The organism is Ruegeria sp. BHSC276, assembly GCF_059612945.1.
On sequence record NZ_JBXWRP010000012.1, the window covers coordinates 12963 to 28286 of the forward strand.

At 61.4% G+C, this 15324-nt stretch carries 15 protein-coding genes and 1 tRNA gene; 5 read left to right on the forward strand and 11 right to left on the reverse strand.

The features are described from left to right. Positions 1 to 160 precede the first annotated feature (160 nt). The 3 genes from AC2FMD_RS17115 (at position 161) to AC2FMD_RS17125 (ending at position 2897) form a co-directional block, all read left to right on the forward strand. Complete coding sequence (locus AC2FMD_RS17115) at positions 161 to 1171, forward strand: branched-chain amino acid ABC transporter permease (RefSeq protein ID WP_496742299.1); 1011 nt, start codon at positions 161 to 163, stop codon at positions 1169 to 1171. Then, complete coding sequence (locus AC2FMD_RS17120) at positions 1168 to 2481, forward strand: branched-chain amino acid ABC transporter permease (protein ID WP_496795275.1); 1314 nt, start codon at positions 1168 to 1170, stop codon at positions 2479 to 2481. Before AC2FMD_RS17115 ends, AC2FMD_RS17120 begins: the two co-directional genes overlap by 4 nt. Before the next feature lie 161 nt (positions 2482 to 2642). Then, positions 2643 to 2897 carry a hypothetical protein gene (locus tag AC2FMD_RS17125; protein ID WP_496742298.1) on the forward strand — a complete coding sequence of 85 codons (255 nt, stop codon included), beginning with the start codon at positions 2643 to 2645 and terminating at the stop codon, positions 2895 to 2897. A gap of 15 nt (positions 2898 to 2912) precedes the next feature. Here the strand turns inward: AC2FMD_RS17125 and AC2FMD_RS17130 are convergent, their stop codons facing one another. Next, positions 2913 to 4460: a helicase HerA-like domain-containing protein gene (locus AC2FMD_RS17130; RefSeq protein WP_496742297.1), complete on the reverse strand. Its 1548-nt coding sequence runs from the start codon at positions 4458 to 4460 to the stop codon at positions 2913 to 2915. Between the two features lie 429 nt (positions 4461 to 4889). Between AC2FMD_RS17130 and AC2FMD_RS17135 the strand changes: the two genes are divergently transcribed. Next, on the forward strand, positions 4890 to 5483 hold the full coding sequence (locus tag AC2FMD_RS17135; RefSeq protein WP_496678347.1) for an invasion associated locus B family protein: 594 nt from the start codon (positions 4890 to 4892) through the stop codon (positions 5481 to 5483). Between the two features lie 45 nt (positions 5484 to 5528). On the opposite strand, the gene AC2FMD_RS17140 is transcribed toward AC2FMD_RS17135, so the two are convergent. Genes AC2FMD_RS17140 through AC2FMD_RS17155 form a run of 4 tightly spaced genes read right to left on the reverse strand, consistent with a single transcriptional unit; the run spans position 5529 to position 9773 of the window. Continuing rightward, positions 5529 to 6737 carry a beta-ketoacyl-[acyl-carrier-protein] synthase family protein gene (locus AC2FMD_RS17140; protein ID WP_496678345.1) on the reverse strand — a complete coding sequence of 403 codons (1209 nt, stop codon included), beginning with the start codon at positions 6735 to 6737 and terminating at the stop codon, positions 5529 to 5531. Positions 6738 to 6746: 9 nt separating this feature from the next. Next, complete coding sequence (locus AC2FMD_RS17145; protein ID WP_149774345.1) at positions 6747 to 7004, reverse strand: acyl carrier protein; 258 nt, start codon at positions 7002 to 7004, stop codon at positions 6747 to 6749. Between the two features lie 32 nt (positions 7005 to 7036). Beyond that, positions 7037 to 8128, reverse strand: a complete 1092-nt coding sequence (lpxD, locus tag AC2FMD_RS17150; protein ID WP_496795276.1) for a UDP-3-O-(3-hydroxymyristoyl)glucosamine N-acyltransferase — start codon at positions 8126 to 8128, stop codon at positions 7037 to 7039. Between the two features lie 34 nt (positions 8129 to 8162). Continuing rightward, positions 8163 to 9773, reverse strand: a complete 1611-nt coding sequence (locus AC2FMD_RS17155) for a L,D-transpeptidase family protein (RefSeq protein WP_496795277.1) — start codon at positions 9771 to 9773, stop codon at positions 8163 to 8165. Positions 9774 to 10116: 343 nt separating this feature from the next. On the opposite strand from AC2FMD_RS17155, the gene mepK reads away from it, so the two are divergent. After that, entirely contained in the window at positions 10117 to 10686 is a 570-nt protein-coding gene (gene mepK, locus AC2FMD_RS17160; protein ID WP_496678339.1) for a peptidoglycan L,D-endopeptidase MepK, read from the forward strand. A gap of 138 nt (positions 10687 to 10824) precedes the next feature. On the opposite strand, the gene AC2FMD_RS17165 is transcribed toward mepK, so the two are convergent. The 6 genes from AC2FMD_RS17165 to sufC all read right to left on the reverse strand — a co-directional run bounded on the left by AC2FMD_RS17165 (position 10825) and on the right by sufC (position 15295). Then, positions 10825 to 10901, reverse strand: a tRNA-Arg gene (locus tag AC2FMD_RS17165). A gap of 77 nt (positions 10902 to 10978) precedes the next feature. Beyond that, positions 10979 to 12199 (reverse strand): cysteine desulfurase, encoded by a 1221-nt coding sequence (locus tag AC2FMD_RS17170; protein ID WP_496678338.1) that lies wholly within the window; start codon positions 12197 to 12199, stop codon positions 10979 to 10981. 12 nt (positions 12200 to 12211) lie between these two features. Beyond that, the gene (locus AC2FMD_RS17175; RefSeq protein WP_496678336.1) at positions 12212 to 12778 is read right to left on the reverse strand and encodes a Yip1 family protein; all 567 of its coding nucleotides are present in this window, start codon (positions 12776 to 12778) and stop codon (positions 12212 to 12214) included. Then, complete coding sequence (locus AC2FMD_RS17180) at positions 12775 to 13260, reverse strand: YIP1 family protein (protein WP_496678335.1); 486 nt, start codon at positions 13258 to 13260, stop codon at positions 12775 to 12777. Before AC2FMD_RS17180 ends, AC2FMD_RS17175 begins: the two co-directional genes overlap by 4 nt. Further along, positions 13260 to 14540, reverse strand: coding sequence for a Fe-S cluster assembly protein SufD (gene sufD / locus AC2FMD_RS17185; RefSeq protein WP_496742294.1), 1281 nt, complete (start codon positions 14538 to 14540; stop codon positions 13260 to 13262). The genes AC2FMD_RS17180 and sufD overlap by 1 nt, the downstream gene beginning before the upstream one ends. Next, on the reverse strand, positions 14540 to 15295 hold the full coding sequence (sufC, locus tag AC2FMD_RS17190; protein ID WP_496678332.1) for a Fe-S cluster assembly ATPase SufC: 756 nt from the start codon (positions 15293 to 15295) through the stop codon (positions 14540 to 14542). Before sufC ends, sufD begins: the two co-directional genes overlap by 1 nt. Positions 15296 to 15324: the final 29 nt, after the last annotated feature.

The following is a 15324-nucleotide window of genomic DNA, read 5'->3' on the forward strand; positions in this document are numbered from 1 at the left end:
CTTTTTCTTTGCGAGGCGCCGAGATACCTGTGCTCGTGCGTTCGAAGTCTATCAAACCGAATGAAAACCTGCACAAAACTTCAAAAATGCCGTTCCGAATTATTGTGTCTTTCGCCGGCGTCATGCCATAAAGCCGCACCCGGACAGTGAGAAGAAAATAATGGATCTACTGAACGCGTTTGTCGCGCTTGCGAACTTTGTGATCGTGCCCGCGGTTGCCTATGGCAGCCAGTTGGCGCTTGGGGCGCTGGGGGTCACCCTGATCTATGGCATCCTGCGGTTTTCCAACTTCGCCCATGGCGACACGATGGCCTTTGGCGCCATGATCGCCGTGCTGATCACCTGGGGTTTCCAGGCCGCGGGCATCGGGTTCGGTCCCCTGCCGACTGCGCTGCTGGCCCTGCCCTTTGCCATTCTGGGCTGCATCGCGCTGGTACTGATCACCGACAGGCTGGTCTATCGCTTCTATCGCGATCAAAAGGCCAAACCCGTCATTCTGGTGATCGTATCCATGGGCGTCATGTTCATCATGAACGGCTTGGTGCGGTTCATCATCGGCCCCGATGACCAGCGGTTTTCCGATGGCGCGCGATTCCTTATCTCCGCGCGGGATTTCAAGGCTCTGACCGGATTGAACGAGGGGCTTGCTATCAAAACCTCGCAAGGCATTACCGTAATCGTGGCCGTTGTGGCCGTGGCGCTGCTGTTCTGGTTCCTGAACAAGACCCGCACGGGCAAGTCGATGCGTGCCTATTCCGACAACGAGGATCTGGCCCTGCTGTCCGGCATCAACCCCGAACGCGTGGTGATGATCACCTGGATCATCGTCGCCGCGCTGGCAACCACGGCGGGCGTGCTGTACGGGCTGGACAAAAGCTTCAAGCCGTTCGTCTATTTCCAACTGCTGCTGCCGATCTTTGCCTCGGCCATCGTCGGCGGGCTGGGAAATCCGATCGGCGCCATCGCCGGTGGATTCATCATCGCCTTTTCCGAGGTGACCATCACCTATGCCTGGAAAAAGGTCCTGACCTATCTTCTGCCCGAAAACCTTGAGCCGTCGGGTTTGGTGCAGCTCTTGTCAACTGATTACAAATTCGCGGTCAGCTTCGTCATTCTGCTGATCGTGCTGCTGTTCAAGCCCACGGGCCTGTTCAAGGGGAAAGCGGTATGAGCGAAACGGTCAAGAACACCCTGCTGTTTGCACTGGTCGGCGGGCTGATCCTGCTGACCGGCTTCATGCAAAGCTGGAATACGGCGATCCTGATCGTGAACATGGGCCTGATTTCTGCGATCATGGCGATTGGGGTGAACCTGCAATGGGGCTTTGCCGGCCTGTTCAACGTCGGCGTCATGGGCTTTGTCGCTTTGGGCGGGCTGGCGGTGGTTCTGGTCTCGACCCCGCCGACGCCAGGAGCCTGGTCCGCCGGCGGGTACGGGATCGTGCTTGCGCTTCTGCTGGGGGCGGCCACCGTGGTTGCGGCGGTCATGGCGGCCAGAAAACTGCCCAAGGGACGCACTCAAACGCTTGCGATCATTGCGATCCTCGTCGTCGGGTTCTTCGTGTATCGCGCCGTGTTCGACCCCAGCGTCGCAGCCGTCGAGGCGATCGACCCCGCAGTGGCCGGCAATATCGGCGGTTTGAACCTTCCGGTGCTTCTGGCCTGGCCCGCCGGTGGCCTTCTGGCCGCCGGAGCCGCATGGCTGATCGGCAAGACGGCCCTTGGGCTGCGGTCGGATTACCTGGCCATTGCCACGCTGGGCATCGCTGAAATCATCATTGCCATCATGAAGAACGAGGACTGGCTGGCGCGCGGCGTCAAGAACGTTTATGGCATCCCGCGCCCCACCCCGTTCGTGGGCTATGAGATCGACCTGCAAAGCGATCAGTCCTTTGTCGAACGTGCCGCGGGTCTGGGCCTGGACCCGGTCACCGCATCGACGCTGTGGGTCAAGACCGGCTATGCCTTCCTGTTCCTCGTCGTGCTGCTGGTCCTGCTGTGGATGGCTCAGATGGCGCTCAAAAGCCCGTGGGGCCGCATGATGCGGGCCATCCGCGACAACGAGGTGGCGGCCGAGGCCATGGGCAAGGATGTCACCCGCCGCCATCTGCAGATTTTCGTGCTGGGCTCGGCCATCTGCGGCATTGCCGGGGCGATGATGACCACATTGGACGGGCAGTTGACCCCCAGCGCCTATCAGCCGCTGCGGTTCACGTTCCTCGTCTGGGTGATGGTGATCGTCGGTGGATCGGGCAACAATTTCGGCTCGGTCCTTGGGGCGTTTCTGATCTGGTTCCTGTGGGTGCAGGTCGAACCGATCGGTTTGTGGTTGATGGATCTGATAACCGCCGGTATGCCGGACGGCAGCGCGCTCAAGACGCATCTTCTGGACAGTGCGGCCCATATGCGCCTGTTCACGATGGGCCTGATCCTGCTTATTGTTCTCAGATTCAGTCCAAGGGGCCTGATCCCCGAGAAATAGGCGCCAGCGCCTGCAAATTGCACAACCCGCGCCGGCCTTCTGGCGCGGCTTGTTGATTCTGGGCCCGGAAATGAATAGGAAAATCAGGCGCGTCCGATCTTTCAGCCGTTGCCCGCACCACCAGCGGATACCAACCCAGACCTCTAGAGTATTGGAACACCATGACTTCTACGAACGTCAAATCAACCGTTCTGTTGGCCGGGCTGGCCGTTCTGGCCGGATGCATTCCATCGCCCCGCGACCTCGAAACAACCCCTGTCAAGGTTCAGACACCCAAGGGCGTCGTCACCTGTCAGCTGTATAGGCAGGACCGGGTCGACTGGGATCGTGCGATTGACTTTCCGGCAACCAAGATGACCGTCCCCGAGGCGGATGCTTATTGCCAGCAGGAAGGCCAGCGCCGTCTGGGGCGCTGACATCACCACCTAAATTCAACGGTTTCGGAACAGGCCGCCCAGAATGCCGCGCACGATGCGGCGGCCTGTGGTTCCCTTCAGCTCCTTGATAACGGCCTCACCCAAGGCACTGGCGAAACTGTCCTGTTTTCGATCCCTTCGCGCGGATGATCGCCCGACAAGGCTGCCGCTGTACCGCCGGGCCGAGGCATACTCGCGGTCGGCCGGGCTCTGAGGTTCCACCTCTTCTTCGTCTTCGGCGGCCTCGGCCTCCTTCGCGGCCTGCGCGGCGCGCGCTTTCAGGATCTCGAACGCTGATTTTCGATCCAGCAACGTGTCGTATTTTCCGGCCATGGGCGAGTCCGCCATGACCGCCTGGCGCTCGGCCGGGGTGATCGGCCCCAGCTGCGAACCGGGCGGGCGGATCAGGGTCCGCTGCACCATGCCGGGCACGCCCTTCTTCTCGAGCATCGAGGTCAGCGCCTCGCCCACACCCACTTCGCGGATCGCGGTTTCCGTATCGAACTCCGGGTTCTCGCGATAGGTTTCCGCGGCCAGCCGCAGGTTCTTGCGATCGCGCGCGGTGAAGGCGCGCAGAGCATGCTGAACCCGGTTGCCCAACTGGCCCAGAATGTCCTCGGGGATGTCGGCGGGGTTCTGGGTGATGAAATACACCCCCACGCCCTTGGACCGGATCAGGCGCGCAACCTGCTCGACCTTGTCGATCAACACTTTGGGCGCGTCGTCGAACAGCAGATGCGCCTCGTCAAAGAAGAAGACCAGCTTGGGTTTCTCGGGGTCGCCGACCTCGGGCAGTTCTTCGAACAGTTCGCTCAGCAGCCACAGCAGAAAGGTCGCATACAGGCGTGGCGACCCCATCAGCTTGTCCGAGGCCAGGATGTTGACCATGCCCTGCCCGGTCGCATCGGTCCGCATCAAATCGGCCAGTTCCAGCGCCGGCTCGCCGAACAGGTTCGTGCCGCCCTGGTTCTCCAGCACCAACAACCGGCGCTGGATGGCGCCGATCGAGGCGGTCGACACGTTGCCGTACTGCAAAGACAGCTGCGCGCGGTTTTCCCCGATCCAGACCAGCAGAGCCTGCAGGTCTTTCAGGTCAAGCAGGGGCATCCCCTCTTCGTCGGCGACGCGAAAGGCGATGTTCAGGATGCCCTCCTGCGCCTCGCTCAGTTCCATCAGGCGCGACAGCAGAAGCGGCCCCATCTCGGAAACGGTGGTGCGCACCGGGTGGCCCTGTTCACCGAACAGGTCCCAGAAGGTCACTGGACAGCGGTCATAGGCGTAGTCCGAGAACCCAATCCGCGCCGCACGCTCCATGAAGGCCTGATGCAGCTTGTGATCGGGGCTTCCAGCCTTGGCTAGGCCAGACAGATCGCCCTTGACGTCGGACAAGAACACCGGGACCCCGGCCTTGGAAAAGCCTTCCGCCAGGATCTGAAGGGTCACGGTCTTGCCCGTCCCCGTCGCACCCGCGATCAAGCCGTGCCGGTTGGCATATTTCAGGCGCAGGCCTTGCGTCTGCGTATAGTCCTTGCCACCACCGCCGATGAAAATTTCGTCCGTCATACGTTTCCAAACCCCTGAAACCTACCGATCTGAGGCCACCATACTAACTTAACCTTTGACTGCCATAGTTGATTTGGCATCCCGGATGGGATGCAAACTTCCTCCCTGTCGACTGGCTGTGCCTTCGGGCACAGCCTTTTTTGTCCGGTGGAGTTTTCTGTCTGATACCACATTAAAAATCTACGATAGCAGTTGACCGCTGAGGCTGCCTCTCGTAACGTTCCCGCATAACTAAGTCGGCCAGTCCGACGGGGAGATACATCGATCGAAGGGAGCCGGACGAGCGGCTCCCTTTTCCTTTGATGACCATACCTGTACCAATCGGCGGAAATCCGTTTGGCGTGCGCCGCTGGGCGAGTTTTCCGCCTGACACCGCCCGTGTTGGATGCTAGACGAAGGCAAACGCTGTTTGAGCACCATGAGGCAGACATGATCAAGAAACTTCTTCCACTGACCCTGTTGGCGGGTGTCGCCCTGACCGGTTCGGCGCTGGCACAGGAAGCATCGAGCGGGTCGGAAACCCCGGCCCCCACCGGCTCGGACCTGGATTTGGGCGAAACCGGTCCGCGGGTGGGCGAACAGTACATCAGGGAAAAGTCCGGCGATTGGGAGGTGTCCTGCATCAAGACGCAGGAAGGCAATGACCCCTGTGCCATGGTCCAGATCCTGAACGGCCCTCAGGGCGAACCGATTGCCGAGATCACCATCGGCAAGCTGCCCGAAGGCGGTGCCGCAGTCGCCTGGGCGAATGTCATCGTTCCTCTGGAAACCCTTCTGCAGGCGCAATTGGCGATTTCGGTCGATGGCGCGCCGCGCAAACTGTATAATTATCACCACTGCGTTCCGGTCGGCTGCGTGGCGCAGCTGGGGCTGACGCAAGGCGACATCGACGCGATGAAGGCCGGGTCGAAGGCCGTTTTGTCACTGGTTCCGGCCCGCGCGCCGGATCAGATCATCAACATGGACATGTCGCTGTCGGGTTTCACCTCGGGATTCGACGGCCTGCCGATCAACCAGAACTGATCCGGACACGCTTGGATCGGCAAAGCCGCCTTTGGGGCGGCTTTCTCATATCCGTTTGAGGGCCAGCACCGCGTTCAGCCCGCCGAAGGCAAAGGCGTTGCTCAGAACGACGTCGACATTGGCCTCGCGCGCCTCGTTCGGCACCACGTCCAGGGCACATTCGGGGTCGGGCTCTTCATAGCCGATCGTAGGCGCGATGATGCCATCTCGCAGCGCCATGATGCAGGCCAGAAGCTCCACCGCCCCGGTGCCGCCGATCAGGTGCCCGTGCATGGATTTGGTCGACGAAATCATAAGCTCATCGGCATGCGGGCCGAACACATCTGCCACTGCGGCGCATTCGGTCTTGTCATTGGCGGCGGTTCCGGTGCCGTGGGCGTTGATGTAACCGACATCGCTGGCGTTCAGCCCGGCATCCTTCAAGGCACCCGCCATGGCGCGCGCGGCGCCCTGCTTGCTAGGCATCACGATGTCCGAGGCATCCGACGTCATGGCAAAACCCGCGACCTCGCACAGGATTTCGGCGCCACGGGCGCGGGCGTGTTCGTATTCCTCGAACACGAAAACTCCGGCACCTTCGCCCTGAACCATGCCGTTGCGGTTGGCGCTGAACGGGCGGCAGGCGTCCTTGGACATCACCCGCAGCCCTTCCCAGGCCTTGACGCCGCCAAAACACAACATGGATTCCGAGCCGCCGGTAATCATCACCGGCGCCGCGCCGCTGCGCACCATCTGGAAGGCCAGTGCCATCGCATGGTTCGACGACGCACAGGCTGTGGAAACGGTAAAGCTGGGGCCCTTCAGGTTATGTTCCATCGAAACATGGCTTGCGGCCGCGTTGTTCATCAGCTTGGGCACCACGAAGGGATGCACCCGGTTTTTGCCGTCCTCGTAGACCGAGCGATAGTTGTCATCCCAGGTCGAGACGCCGCCCCCGGCCGTTCCCAGCACAACGCCCGACCGCGCCGCCAGGTCGCCATGAAACGTGAGGCCCGCCTGATCGATCGCCTCCTTCGCGGCGGTCAAGGTGAACTGGGTAAAACGATCGTACAGCGACATCTGTTGCCGGTTGAAACGGCCCTCGGCCTCGAACCCGCGCACCTGCCCGCCGATCTTGATCGCCAGGCGTTCGACATCGCGAAATTCAAGCTCGGAAATCCCGCAGCGACCTTCGCGCATGGCCTCGAACGTATCGGGCACCGAATGGCCCAACGCGTTGATCGTGCCCGCGCCGGTGATGACAACCCGTTTCATGGCCTCGTGTCAGACCTTTTCCGCCACGAGCTTTTCGATGCCAGCAATGATCGCCGCCACGTTCGAGATGTCGAAATCGCTGGCCTCGGGTTCATTGGCGTTGAACGGGATGGAGATGTCGAACTCTTCCTCGATCGCGAAGATGCTTTCAACCAGGCCCAGACTGTCGATCCCCAGATCCTCGAGCGTACTTTCGGGCGTCACGTCCGATGGCTCCAGCACGGCCTGCTCGGCAATGATTGCGATGACGCGGTCGCTGATGCTCATGTCATTCCCCTGATTGTCGCGTTGGCGTTGATTTAGTCGCTCGGCGGCTGTTTGAAAACCGCCTTTTTCAACGCCTCAACGTCACGCGCGATGCGCGGCAGGCGGCGCTGTGCCTTGTAGATATCGGTATGCGTGGACATTTTCACGCCCGGATAGCCCATGATCACACGCCCGGCCGGCACGTTCGACAGGATCTTGGTTCCGCCGCCCGCGATCACCCCGTCTCCGATGAAGATATTGTCGACGACGCCTGTCTGCCCGCCCAGAACCACGTTGTTGCCGATCTCGACCGAGCCGGACACGCCGGTCTGGCCGCACAGCAGGCAGTCGCGCCCGACCCGGGTGTTGTGGCCCACATGCACGAGGTTGTCGAGTTTCGACCCGCTTCCGATCACGGTGTTGCGGATTGTGCCGTTGTCGACGGTGCAGTTGGCGCCGACCTCGACATCGTCGCCGATCTCGACCGCGCCCAGCGAATGGATACGCAGCCAGCTTTGTGCCTTGGCGTCGCCGGCATCTCCCATCGTCTTACGCACGTTTTCAACGCCCGAGACCTCGGGCGTGACGAAACTGAACCCGTCGCCGCCGATCCGGGCGCCGGGTTGGGCGATGAAGCGGTCTCCGATCGCCGCGCGCGCGCCGATGCTGACCATCTCGCGCAGCAGACAGTTTTCGCCCAGAACCACATCCATACCCACATGGCATTGCGCACCGATCACGGACCCCGCGCCGATCCGCGCGCGCGGGCCGATGACGCAGAGCGGGCCGATCGAGACACCCTCGCCGATCTCGGCGGTCGGATCCACGACGGCCGAGGGATGCACGCCGGGCTCGACACCCTGCCCCCGGTCCAGCATCGTGGTGATGCCCGCCATCGCCATGCGCGGGCGGGTCACGAAGATTGCGCCCTCAAGGCCCATGGCCTTCCAGTCGGCGCCTTCCCAGACCACGGCACAACGCGCCGCACCCTTTGCCAGAGCCTCGGCATATTTCGGTGCCATCGCCATGGCCAGATCGGTCGGACCGGCGTCGGCCGGTTCCGCCGCCCGCAGGATCGTCAGGCTGGTGTTTCCTTCGGCCGGCGCCCCCAGGGCGTCGGCAATCTGCTGCAAAGTAAACTGCATCGCGGGCTTCCTCGTGACAGGATCTGCCCCGTGATTACCCCTGAACGTCGGGCAGGACCACCCCCGCTTTTTGCAGCGCGTCCCAGATCTTGGCATCCCGGCCATAAACGTCGCGACGATACTGCACATCGCCCTTCGGCGCGATATAAGCAGTGCGGTAGATCAGATGCACCGGAACGGGCTGGTCCAGATCCACCTTTGTTTCCTTGCCGGTATTCAGGATCCGGTGGAAAAACGCCTTGGGGTCCTCTTCCTGCCGCGCCAGCAGCGCATAGGCGAACTCGAACGGTTGAGCCAGACGGATGCATCCGTGGGAAAAGGCCCGGACCTCGCGCGCGAACAGGCTTTTTTGCGGCGTGTCATGCAGGTAGATGTTGTATTTGTTCGGGAACATGAACTTGACCAATCCAAGGGCGTTGCTCTGCCCCGGCGGCTGGCGCATGGCAAAGGGAAAGCTTCTGGCCGAGAACTGGTTGAAATCTACGGCCCCGCGGTCCACCTGTCGCCCCCGCCGGTCGGTGATTTCCAGATGGCGTACGGCATTGGGGTTGGCCCGCAGTTTCGGCAGATACTCCTTGGTGATGATCGACCGTGGCACGTGCCAGCTGGGATTAATCACCATGTGTTCCATCTGATCCGAAAACTCGGGACTGCGGCGATCATGGGTGTTTTTGCCGATTACGGCGCGGGTTTCAAAGGTGACGCGCCCTTCGTCAACGATCTTGGCCGAGAAATCCGCCTGGTTGACCAGAATATGCCGCTCACCGCGATCAGCCGGCAGCCAACGCTCGCGCTCGAGCGCGACGATGACCGATTTCAGGCGGTCGGCGGGGGACCTGTTGATCTCGGCCACCGTGCCCTGCCCGGCGACTCCGTCGGGTTCCAGCCCATGCGCGCGCTGAAAGGCCTGCACCGCCGAAACCATCGCGTCATCGTAGACGGGGCTGGCCGTCGGCTTCATGAAGCCCATCGAAACCAGCCTGTTACGCAGTTTCAAAACCCCGGCCCCGCTTGCGCCGCGTTCGTATTTCCCGTTGGGTACGGTCGGCCCCCAACCTCCATGGCGGATCAGCTCCTGCAGAGCCAGCTTCTGCTTCATAAGAGCGCGATATTGGTTGGATCGCGGGGCAAGTTGCGATACGTAAGCTCCTTCGTCATCAGCCAGCATGGCCGACAGGTGCTCGGATGCCGGTCGCACGGCCACGGGACGAACCAAGCCGTCGTCGATCTCGGACGGGCGCAGAACGCCCGATTGCACGTCGCGTGCGTACCGGACAAATGCGAGGCTGAGCGCCGCTTCGACCGCACCAAGTTCGCGAGGCGTCCGCGCGTTTTCCATCCGCGCCAGCAGGCCTTCGACGTCATAGGTTCCGGTTGGCAGGCCGTGTAGATGCGCCGAGGACAGGGCCTTGATAAGCGCCGTACGCCGCGCGACATACTCGGGCCCGTCACCGACCCAGAGCGCGGAAAACCCATTAGACTGATAAAACGCGGCGATTTCGTCCTGGCGAAGCGTGCTTTCCGCAACTGCCATCCGAAATGCGGTCTGTACCGCGTCCTGTGCCGTGGCCGGGGTGTGCCCAACCGCAAGCACGAGACCGGCAACCATCAGCAACCGACGTGTTCTCCCATGGATGAAATTCATTCCGTACCTCAATTCAATCAACAACTTGCGCAACCATTTCCCGAGCCGTCCAAGTATTGGTCAGCGGGTGGCGGATTGTCCATTCACAAAGCCCGGATCGGGCGGATCGGCTTCGGCGTGATGCGCGCTTGCATCTTTGGGGCATCGAAACACGCAAGCGGGTGAATTTTGCATCACGTGCGCAAAAATTTGCCGAAAATTCCCGGTGGCGTACCTGCGACCCAAAGACTTCTTGGCCACCGAATCCCGGTGTGGCATACATTTCGGCATCTGGGATGGAATTAAATAAAGAAAGCGCGCGTAACATCGTGTGCAGGCAGGAACAGTACGGGACGAACACGAAATGACCAAGAGCAGTGCATCGGGAATCACCCGGCGTGCCCTTCTGGGCGCATTTGCGGCCACGGCCGTAACCGCAGCACCGACCTACGCGAATGCAGCAGGATTTCTCCGCGGTGGCGGTGACATCCGTCGCATCCGCATGTATTCCGGGCGCACCGGCGAACGCATCGACATGATCTATTGGGTCGATGGGAAATACATCAAAGACGCCGTGAAAGAGATCAATCATTTCATGCGCGATTGGCGCACAGATCAGTCTACCAACATCGACCTGCGCACCATCGACATCATGGCCGCCGCACACAACCTGTTGGACGTAAATGAGCCTTACATGCTTCTTTCGGGCTATCGGTCGCCGCAGACAAATGCGATGCTGCGCCGCCGCTCGCGTGGTGTCGCGCGCAATTCACTGCATATGAAAGGCCAAGCTGCGGATCTGCGACTGGCATCGCGCTCTGTGTCGCAGATGGCCAAAGCGGCAATGTCCTGCCGTGCCGGCGGTGTTGGTCAGTACTACCGCTCGAATTTCGTGCATATGGATTGTGGTGACGTCCGCACTTGGCGCGGCTGAAGCCACAGCCCGGTGTTCCACCTGCCGCCCCGGAGCCCCCGCGCCCGGGGCTTTTTGTTTTGCCCCCCGCCCAATCGCCATACGAGACGGCAGGCGCACGCGTTGCGTTTCCGGATTTGCTATCATGGTTCTCGGAAGTGGCGCACCTGAGAGGATTCGAACCTCTGGCCTCTGCCTTCGGAGGGCAGCGCTCTATCCAGCTGAGCTACAGGTGCGTTGGCCGTTAGCTAACCTTGTTCCGATCCGGGTGCAACCGGATTTTGCACGTACCGGAATGCAATTTCCGGCCGGATCAGGCGAAAAGATCATGCGCCAGTTCCAGCGCCTCGACCAGAGTGTCGACCTCGTCCTTTGTGTTATATAGGCCAAAGCTGGCGCGGCAGGTTGCGGTGACGCCCAGGTGATCCATCAACGGTCCGGCGCAATGGTGGCCGGCGCGGACGGCGACGCCTTTCTTGTCCAGAATTGTCGACACGTCATGCGCATGACCTGCGCCATCCAGCGTAAAGCTGAAGATCGCCGCCTTGTCCGGCACAGTTCCCTGCACCTGCAGCCAGTTGAGCCCACCCAGCCGCTGCATGGCATAGTCACGCAGGCCCGCCTCGTGCGCGGCTATGTTTTCCATGCCCAGATCCATCATGTAGTCCAGCGCGACACCCAAACCGATGGTTTGCACGATACCCGGCGTTCCTGCTTCGAACTTCATCGGCGGATCATTGTAGATCACTGCCTCCTTCGAGACCTCCTTGATCATGTCGCCGCCGCCGATGAAGGGGCGCATTTCCGCCATCCGCTCGGACTTGATGAAAATGGCACCGGATCCAGAAGGCCCATACAGTTTGTGCCCGGTGATGGCGTAGAAATCGCAGCCAATGTCCTGCACGTTCACCGGCATGTGCACCGCGCCTTGGCTGCCGTCGACCAGCACGGGCACGCCCTTGGCATGGGCGCCTTCGGTGATCGCCTTGACGTCGACCACCGTGCCCAGAACGTTCGAGCAATGCGTAACTGCCACCAGTTTGGTCCTGGGCCCGATGGCGTCGATCACAGCCTGCGGGTCCAGAGCGCCGTTGGCATCCACATCCACCCATTTCAGAACGACACCTTGGCGTTCGCGCAGGAAGTGCCAGGGTACGATGTTGGCATGATGCTCCATGACGCTCAGAACGATCTCGTCGCCGGCCTGCATCCGCGGCATGGCCCAGCCATAGGCAACCAGATTGATGCCCTCGGTCGTCCCCGAGTTCAGCACGATCTCGTTCTCGTCGGCCACCCCAAGAAACCGCGCGACGGTGCCGCGCACGGCTTCGTATTTCTCGGTGGCCAGGTTCGACAGATAGTGCAATCCGCGATGCACGTTCGAATACTCGTGCGCATAGGCGTTGGTGACCGCATCGATCACCACCTGGGGTTTCTGCGCCGACGCCCCATTGTCGAGATAGGTCAGGGGTTTCCCGTTCACCTGCCGCGAAAGAATCGGGAAATCAGCGCGGATTTTCTGGACATCATACATGGACAAGATTCCCTAGACCGGCCCGCTGGGGGTCATCATCAGAACGAACGGAATAGCCAGCAGCCCCGAGATCAGAATCACCACGAAGGATTTGCCCAACGAATGAAACTGATGCGCCTGATTCACGAAATGCAGGCTGATGTACAGGCTGTACAGGCTCATGGCGAGGACCAGCATCAGAAACATCGCGGGCATCACCAGAACCACCACGAAGATGATCAGCTGACCCAAAATCTGTAGAAATTGCAGCCAGATCATCAGAACCATGATCCCATCCAGACTGGCGGTTCCGCCCAACATCCGCCCGACAAACAGAAAGGCGAAAATGCTCAGCGCCAAAGCCCCGGCCGAAGTCGCCAACGACTGCACGACCGGTTCAAAAGTCATGCTCAGCGACGGATCCAGCGCCGGGAAGACCAGCGTCGATGCTGACTGCGCCAAGGCGTTCAGAACCACGACCAGCGCCAGTGCGATCCACAGCACTTCGCGTGGAGGAATGGACGCCAGCAGCCGACGCGCGGCCTCGGCCGGATTGGCGAGGGTCAGAATGGCGAGGTTGCCCAGAAAGGCGCTGTTCATGTTGCAGTCCTCGATGCCTGTGCCAGACCCGAAAACCAGAACCACACGAAAACCGCAACCCAAAGCAGGCCGGCCCCCGTCAGTACCGGACCGGGGCCGATGAAGCCGGCAATCAAGCCATTCAGCAGAACCAGTGGCGACGACGCCAGAAGCGCCCAGAACAACGCAACCCGCGCCCTGTAGGATGTGATCGGCGCGCCCAGCAGCCGGGCGATTCCGCCGGATGCCCACGCAAGAGCGTAGAACATTAGCGGCAGCATAAATACCGAGCCCAGCAAGGCCCCGCCCATCAGCATGTTCAGATCCAGCCCCTCAAGATGGGCCCGACGCGCCAACCCCGGCAACTGGGCGACAAAGCCGATCACGCAGAAGGCCATGACGAAGACCAACGCACGGTCTTCGCGCGGACCCATCTCCAGAAGACGGCGCACCACGCGGCCGGGGCCGCGATAGGTGGCAACGATATCGGTGGTCACCGGCATCAGCTGTGCCGCGCCAACCAGCCTTCCAGCCGCGAGACGATGTCCTCGGCCAGCGCTTCGTCTTCGATCTCTTCCACGGCTTCGGCCAAAAAGGCCAGCGTCAACATATTCGTTGCGTCCTTGGCCGGAACCCCGCGCGAGCGCAGGTAGAACAGTGCGGTCTCGTCGATCGCGCCCGAGGTCGACCCGTGCGAACAGGCCACGTCGTCGGCATAGATCTCAAGCTCGGGCTTGGCGAGAAACTGACTGTCATCATCCAGCAGCAAAGACTGGCTGATCTGGTAGCCGTCGGTCTTCTGGGCGCCTTCCTTGACGAGGATCTTGCCTTGGAACACGCCGATCGCGCCGTTGCGCAGAACCTTTTTGAACACCTGGCGGCTTTCGCAGTGCACCGCGTCATGGGTGATGAACACCGTGTCGTCATGGTGGAAGTCGCCATCGCCCACACAGGCGCCGGCCACATGAGCCACCGCATCGTCGCCAGTCAGCTCAACCACCTGTTCATTGCGCGTCAGCACGCCATTCACGGTCAGGGTGAAAGATTTATAGACGGACTCCTTGCCCAGCCGGGTGAACATATGCGTAGCGGCGCGGCGCTGATGATCCCTGCCCTGCGCCCGCACATGGTGTAGTGTGCCGCCGTCGGCAATGTCGATCTCGATGCACTTGTTGAACCGCGAGGCAGCAGGACCATTCTCAAGGATTGTCACCTCGGCGCCGCTTTCCACGCGGATCACGTGGTGCAGGATCGCATCCGAGCTTTCGGATTCGTGGCGATAGATCAGGCTGATAGGCTTGGACGGCTTGCCGGTCACGTGGATCGCCACGCCGTCCTGCGCAAAGGCGGTGTTCAGAGCCGCCAGCGGGCGCTGAACCGGGGTCTGGCCCCGCTCTTCGAGCACGCCATACAGCTGCTTGGCCCAATGGATGTCCTTGCAGCATATATCCTCAAGCCGGTCGATGCTCACGCCTTCCAGCGTCAGGTCATCGCTGTCCTCGGGGCTGAACACACCATCGACGAAGACGATCTTCAGGCGGTCGAACCCGTCAAAGACCATCGGCTCGTCGGTGTGGAACACCTCGGCCGCCGGGGCCTCGGGCGAGTTCAGCGTATCGGGACGCGTATATTTCCAATACTCGTCGCGCCGCCCGGGCAGACCCATGGCACGCAGTCGGGCCAAGGCCGCCTCGCGTGCCTCGCGGGTGCAGCCGGCTTCGGGCATGCGCAGCGTGGCCAGCCGCGCCTCGGTCGCGGTTTGTTTCACGTCGGGCAAAGCCATCAGTTCACCTCGGCAAGAATGTCGGCGTAACCGTTGTTTTCAACTTCCAGCGCCAGCTCGGGCCCGCCGGTCTTGACGATCCGGCCGTCGGCCATGATGTGCACCACGTCGGGTTTGATGTGGTCCAGCAGGCGCTGATAGTGCGTGATCACCAGGAACCCGCGGCCTTCGTCGCGCAGCGCGTTCACGCCCTCGGCCACCAGCTTCATAGCATCCACGTCAAGGCCCGAGTCGGTCTCGTCCAAGATGCACATCTTGGGCTCCAGCATCGCCATCTGCAGGATTTCGTTGCGCTTCTTCTCACCACCCGAGAAACCAACGTTCACGGGGCGCTTCAGCATGTCGGCGTCGATTTTCAGCGACTTGGCCTTTTCGCGCACCAACTTGAGGAAATCCGCAGCAGAGAGCTCTTCCTCGCCGCGCGCCTTGCGCTGGGCGTTCACGGCGGTGCGCAGGAAGGTCATGTTGCCCACGCCCGGGATCTCGACCGGGTACTGGAACGCCAGAAACAGACCCGCCGCGGCGCGCTCTTCCGGCTCCATCTCCAGCAGGTCTGCGCCATCCAGCGTGGCCGCACCCTCGGTCACCTCGTACCCGTCACGGCCCGACAGCACATAGCTGAGCGTCGACTTGCCTGAGCCATTCGGCCCCATAATTGCATGTACCTTACCGGCCTCGACCGTCAGATCCACGCCCTTGAGGATCTGTTTTTCCTCTTCCTCAAGCTTGACGTGCAGGTTCTTGATTTCCAGCATTTTTTGTCCTTTTGCGTATCGTAGGGACG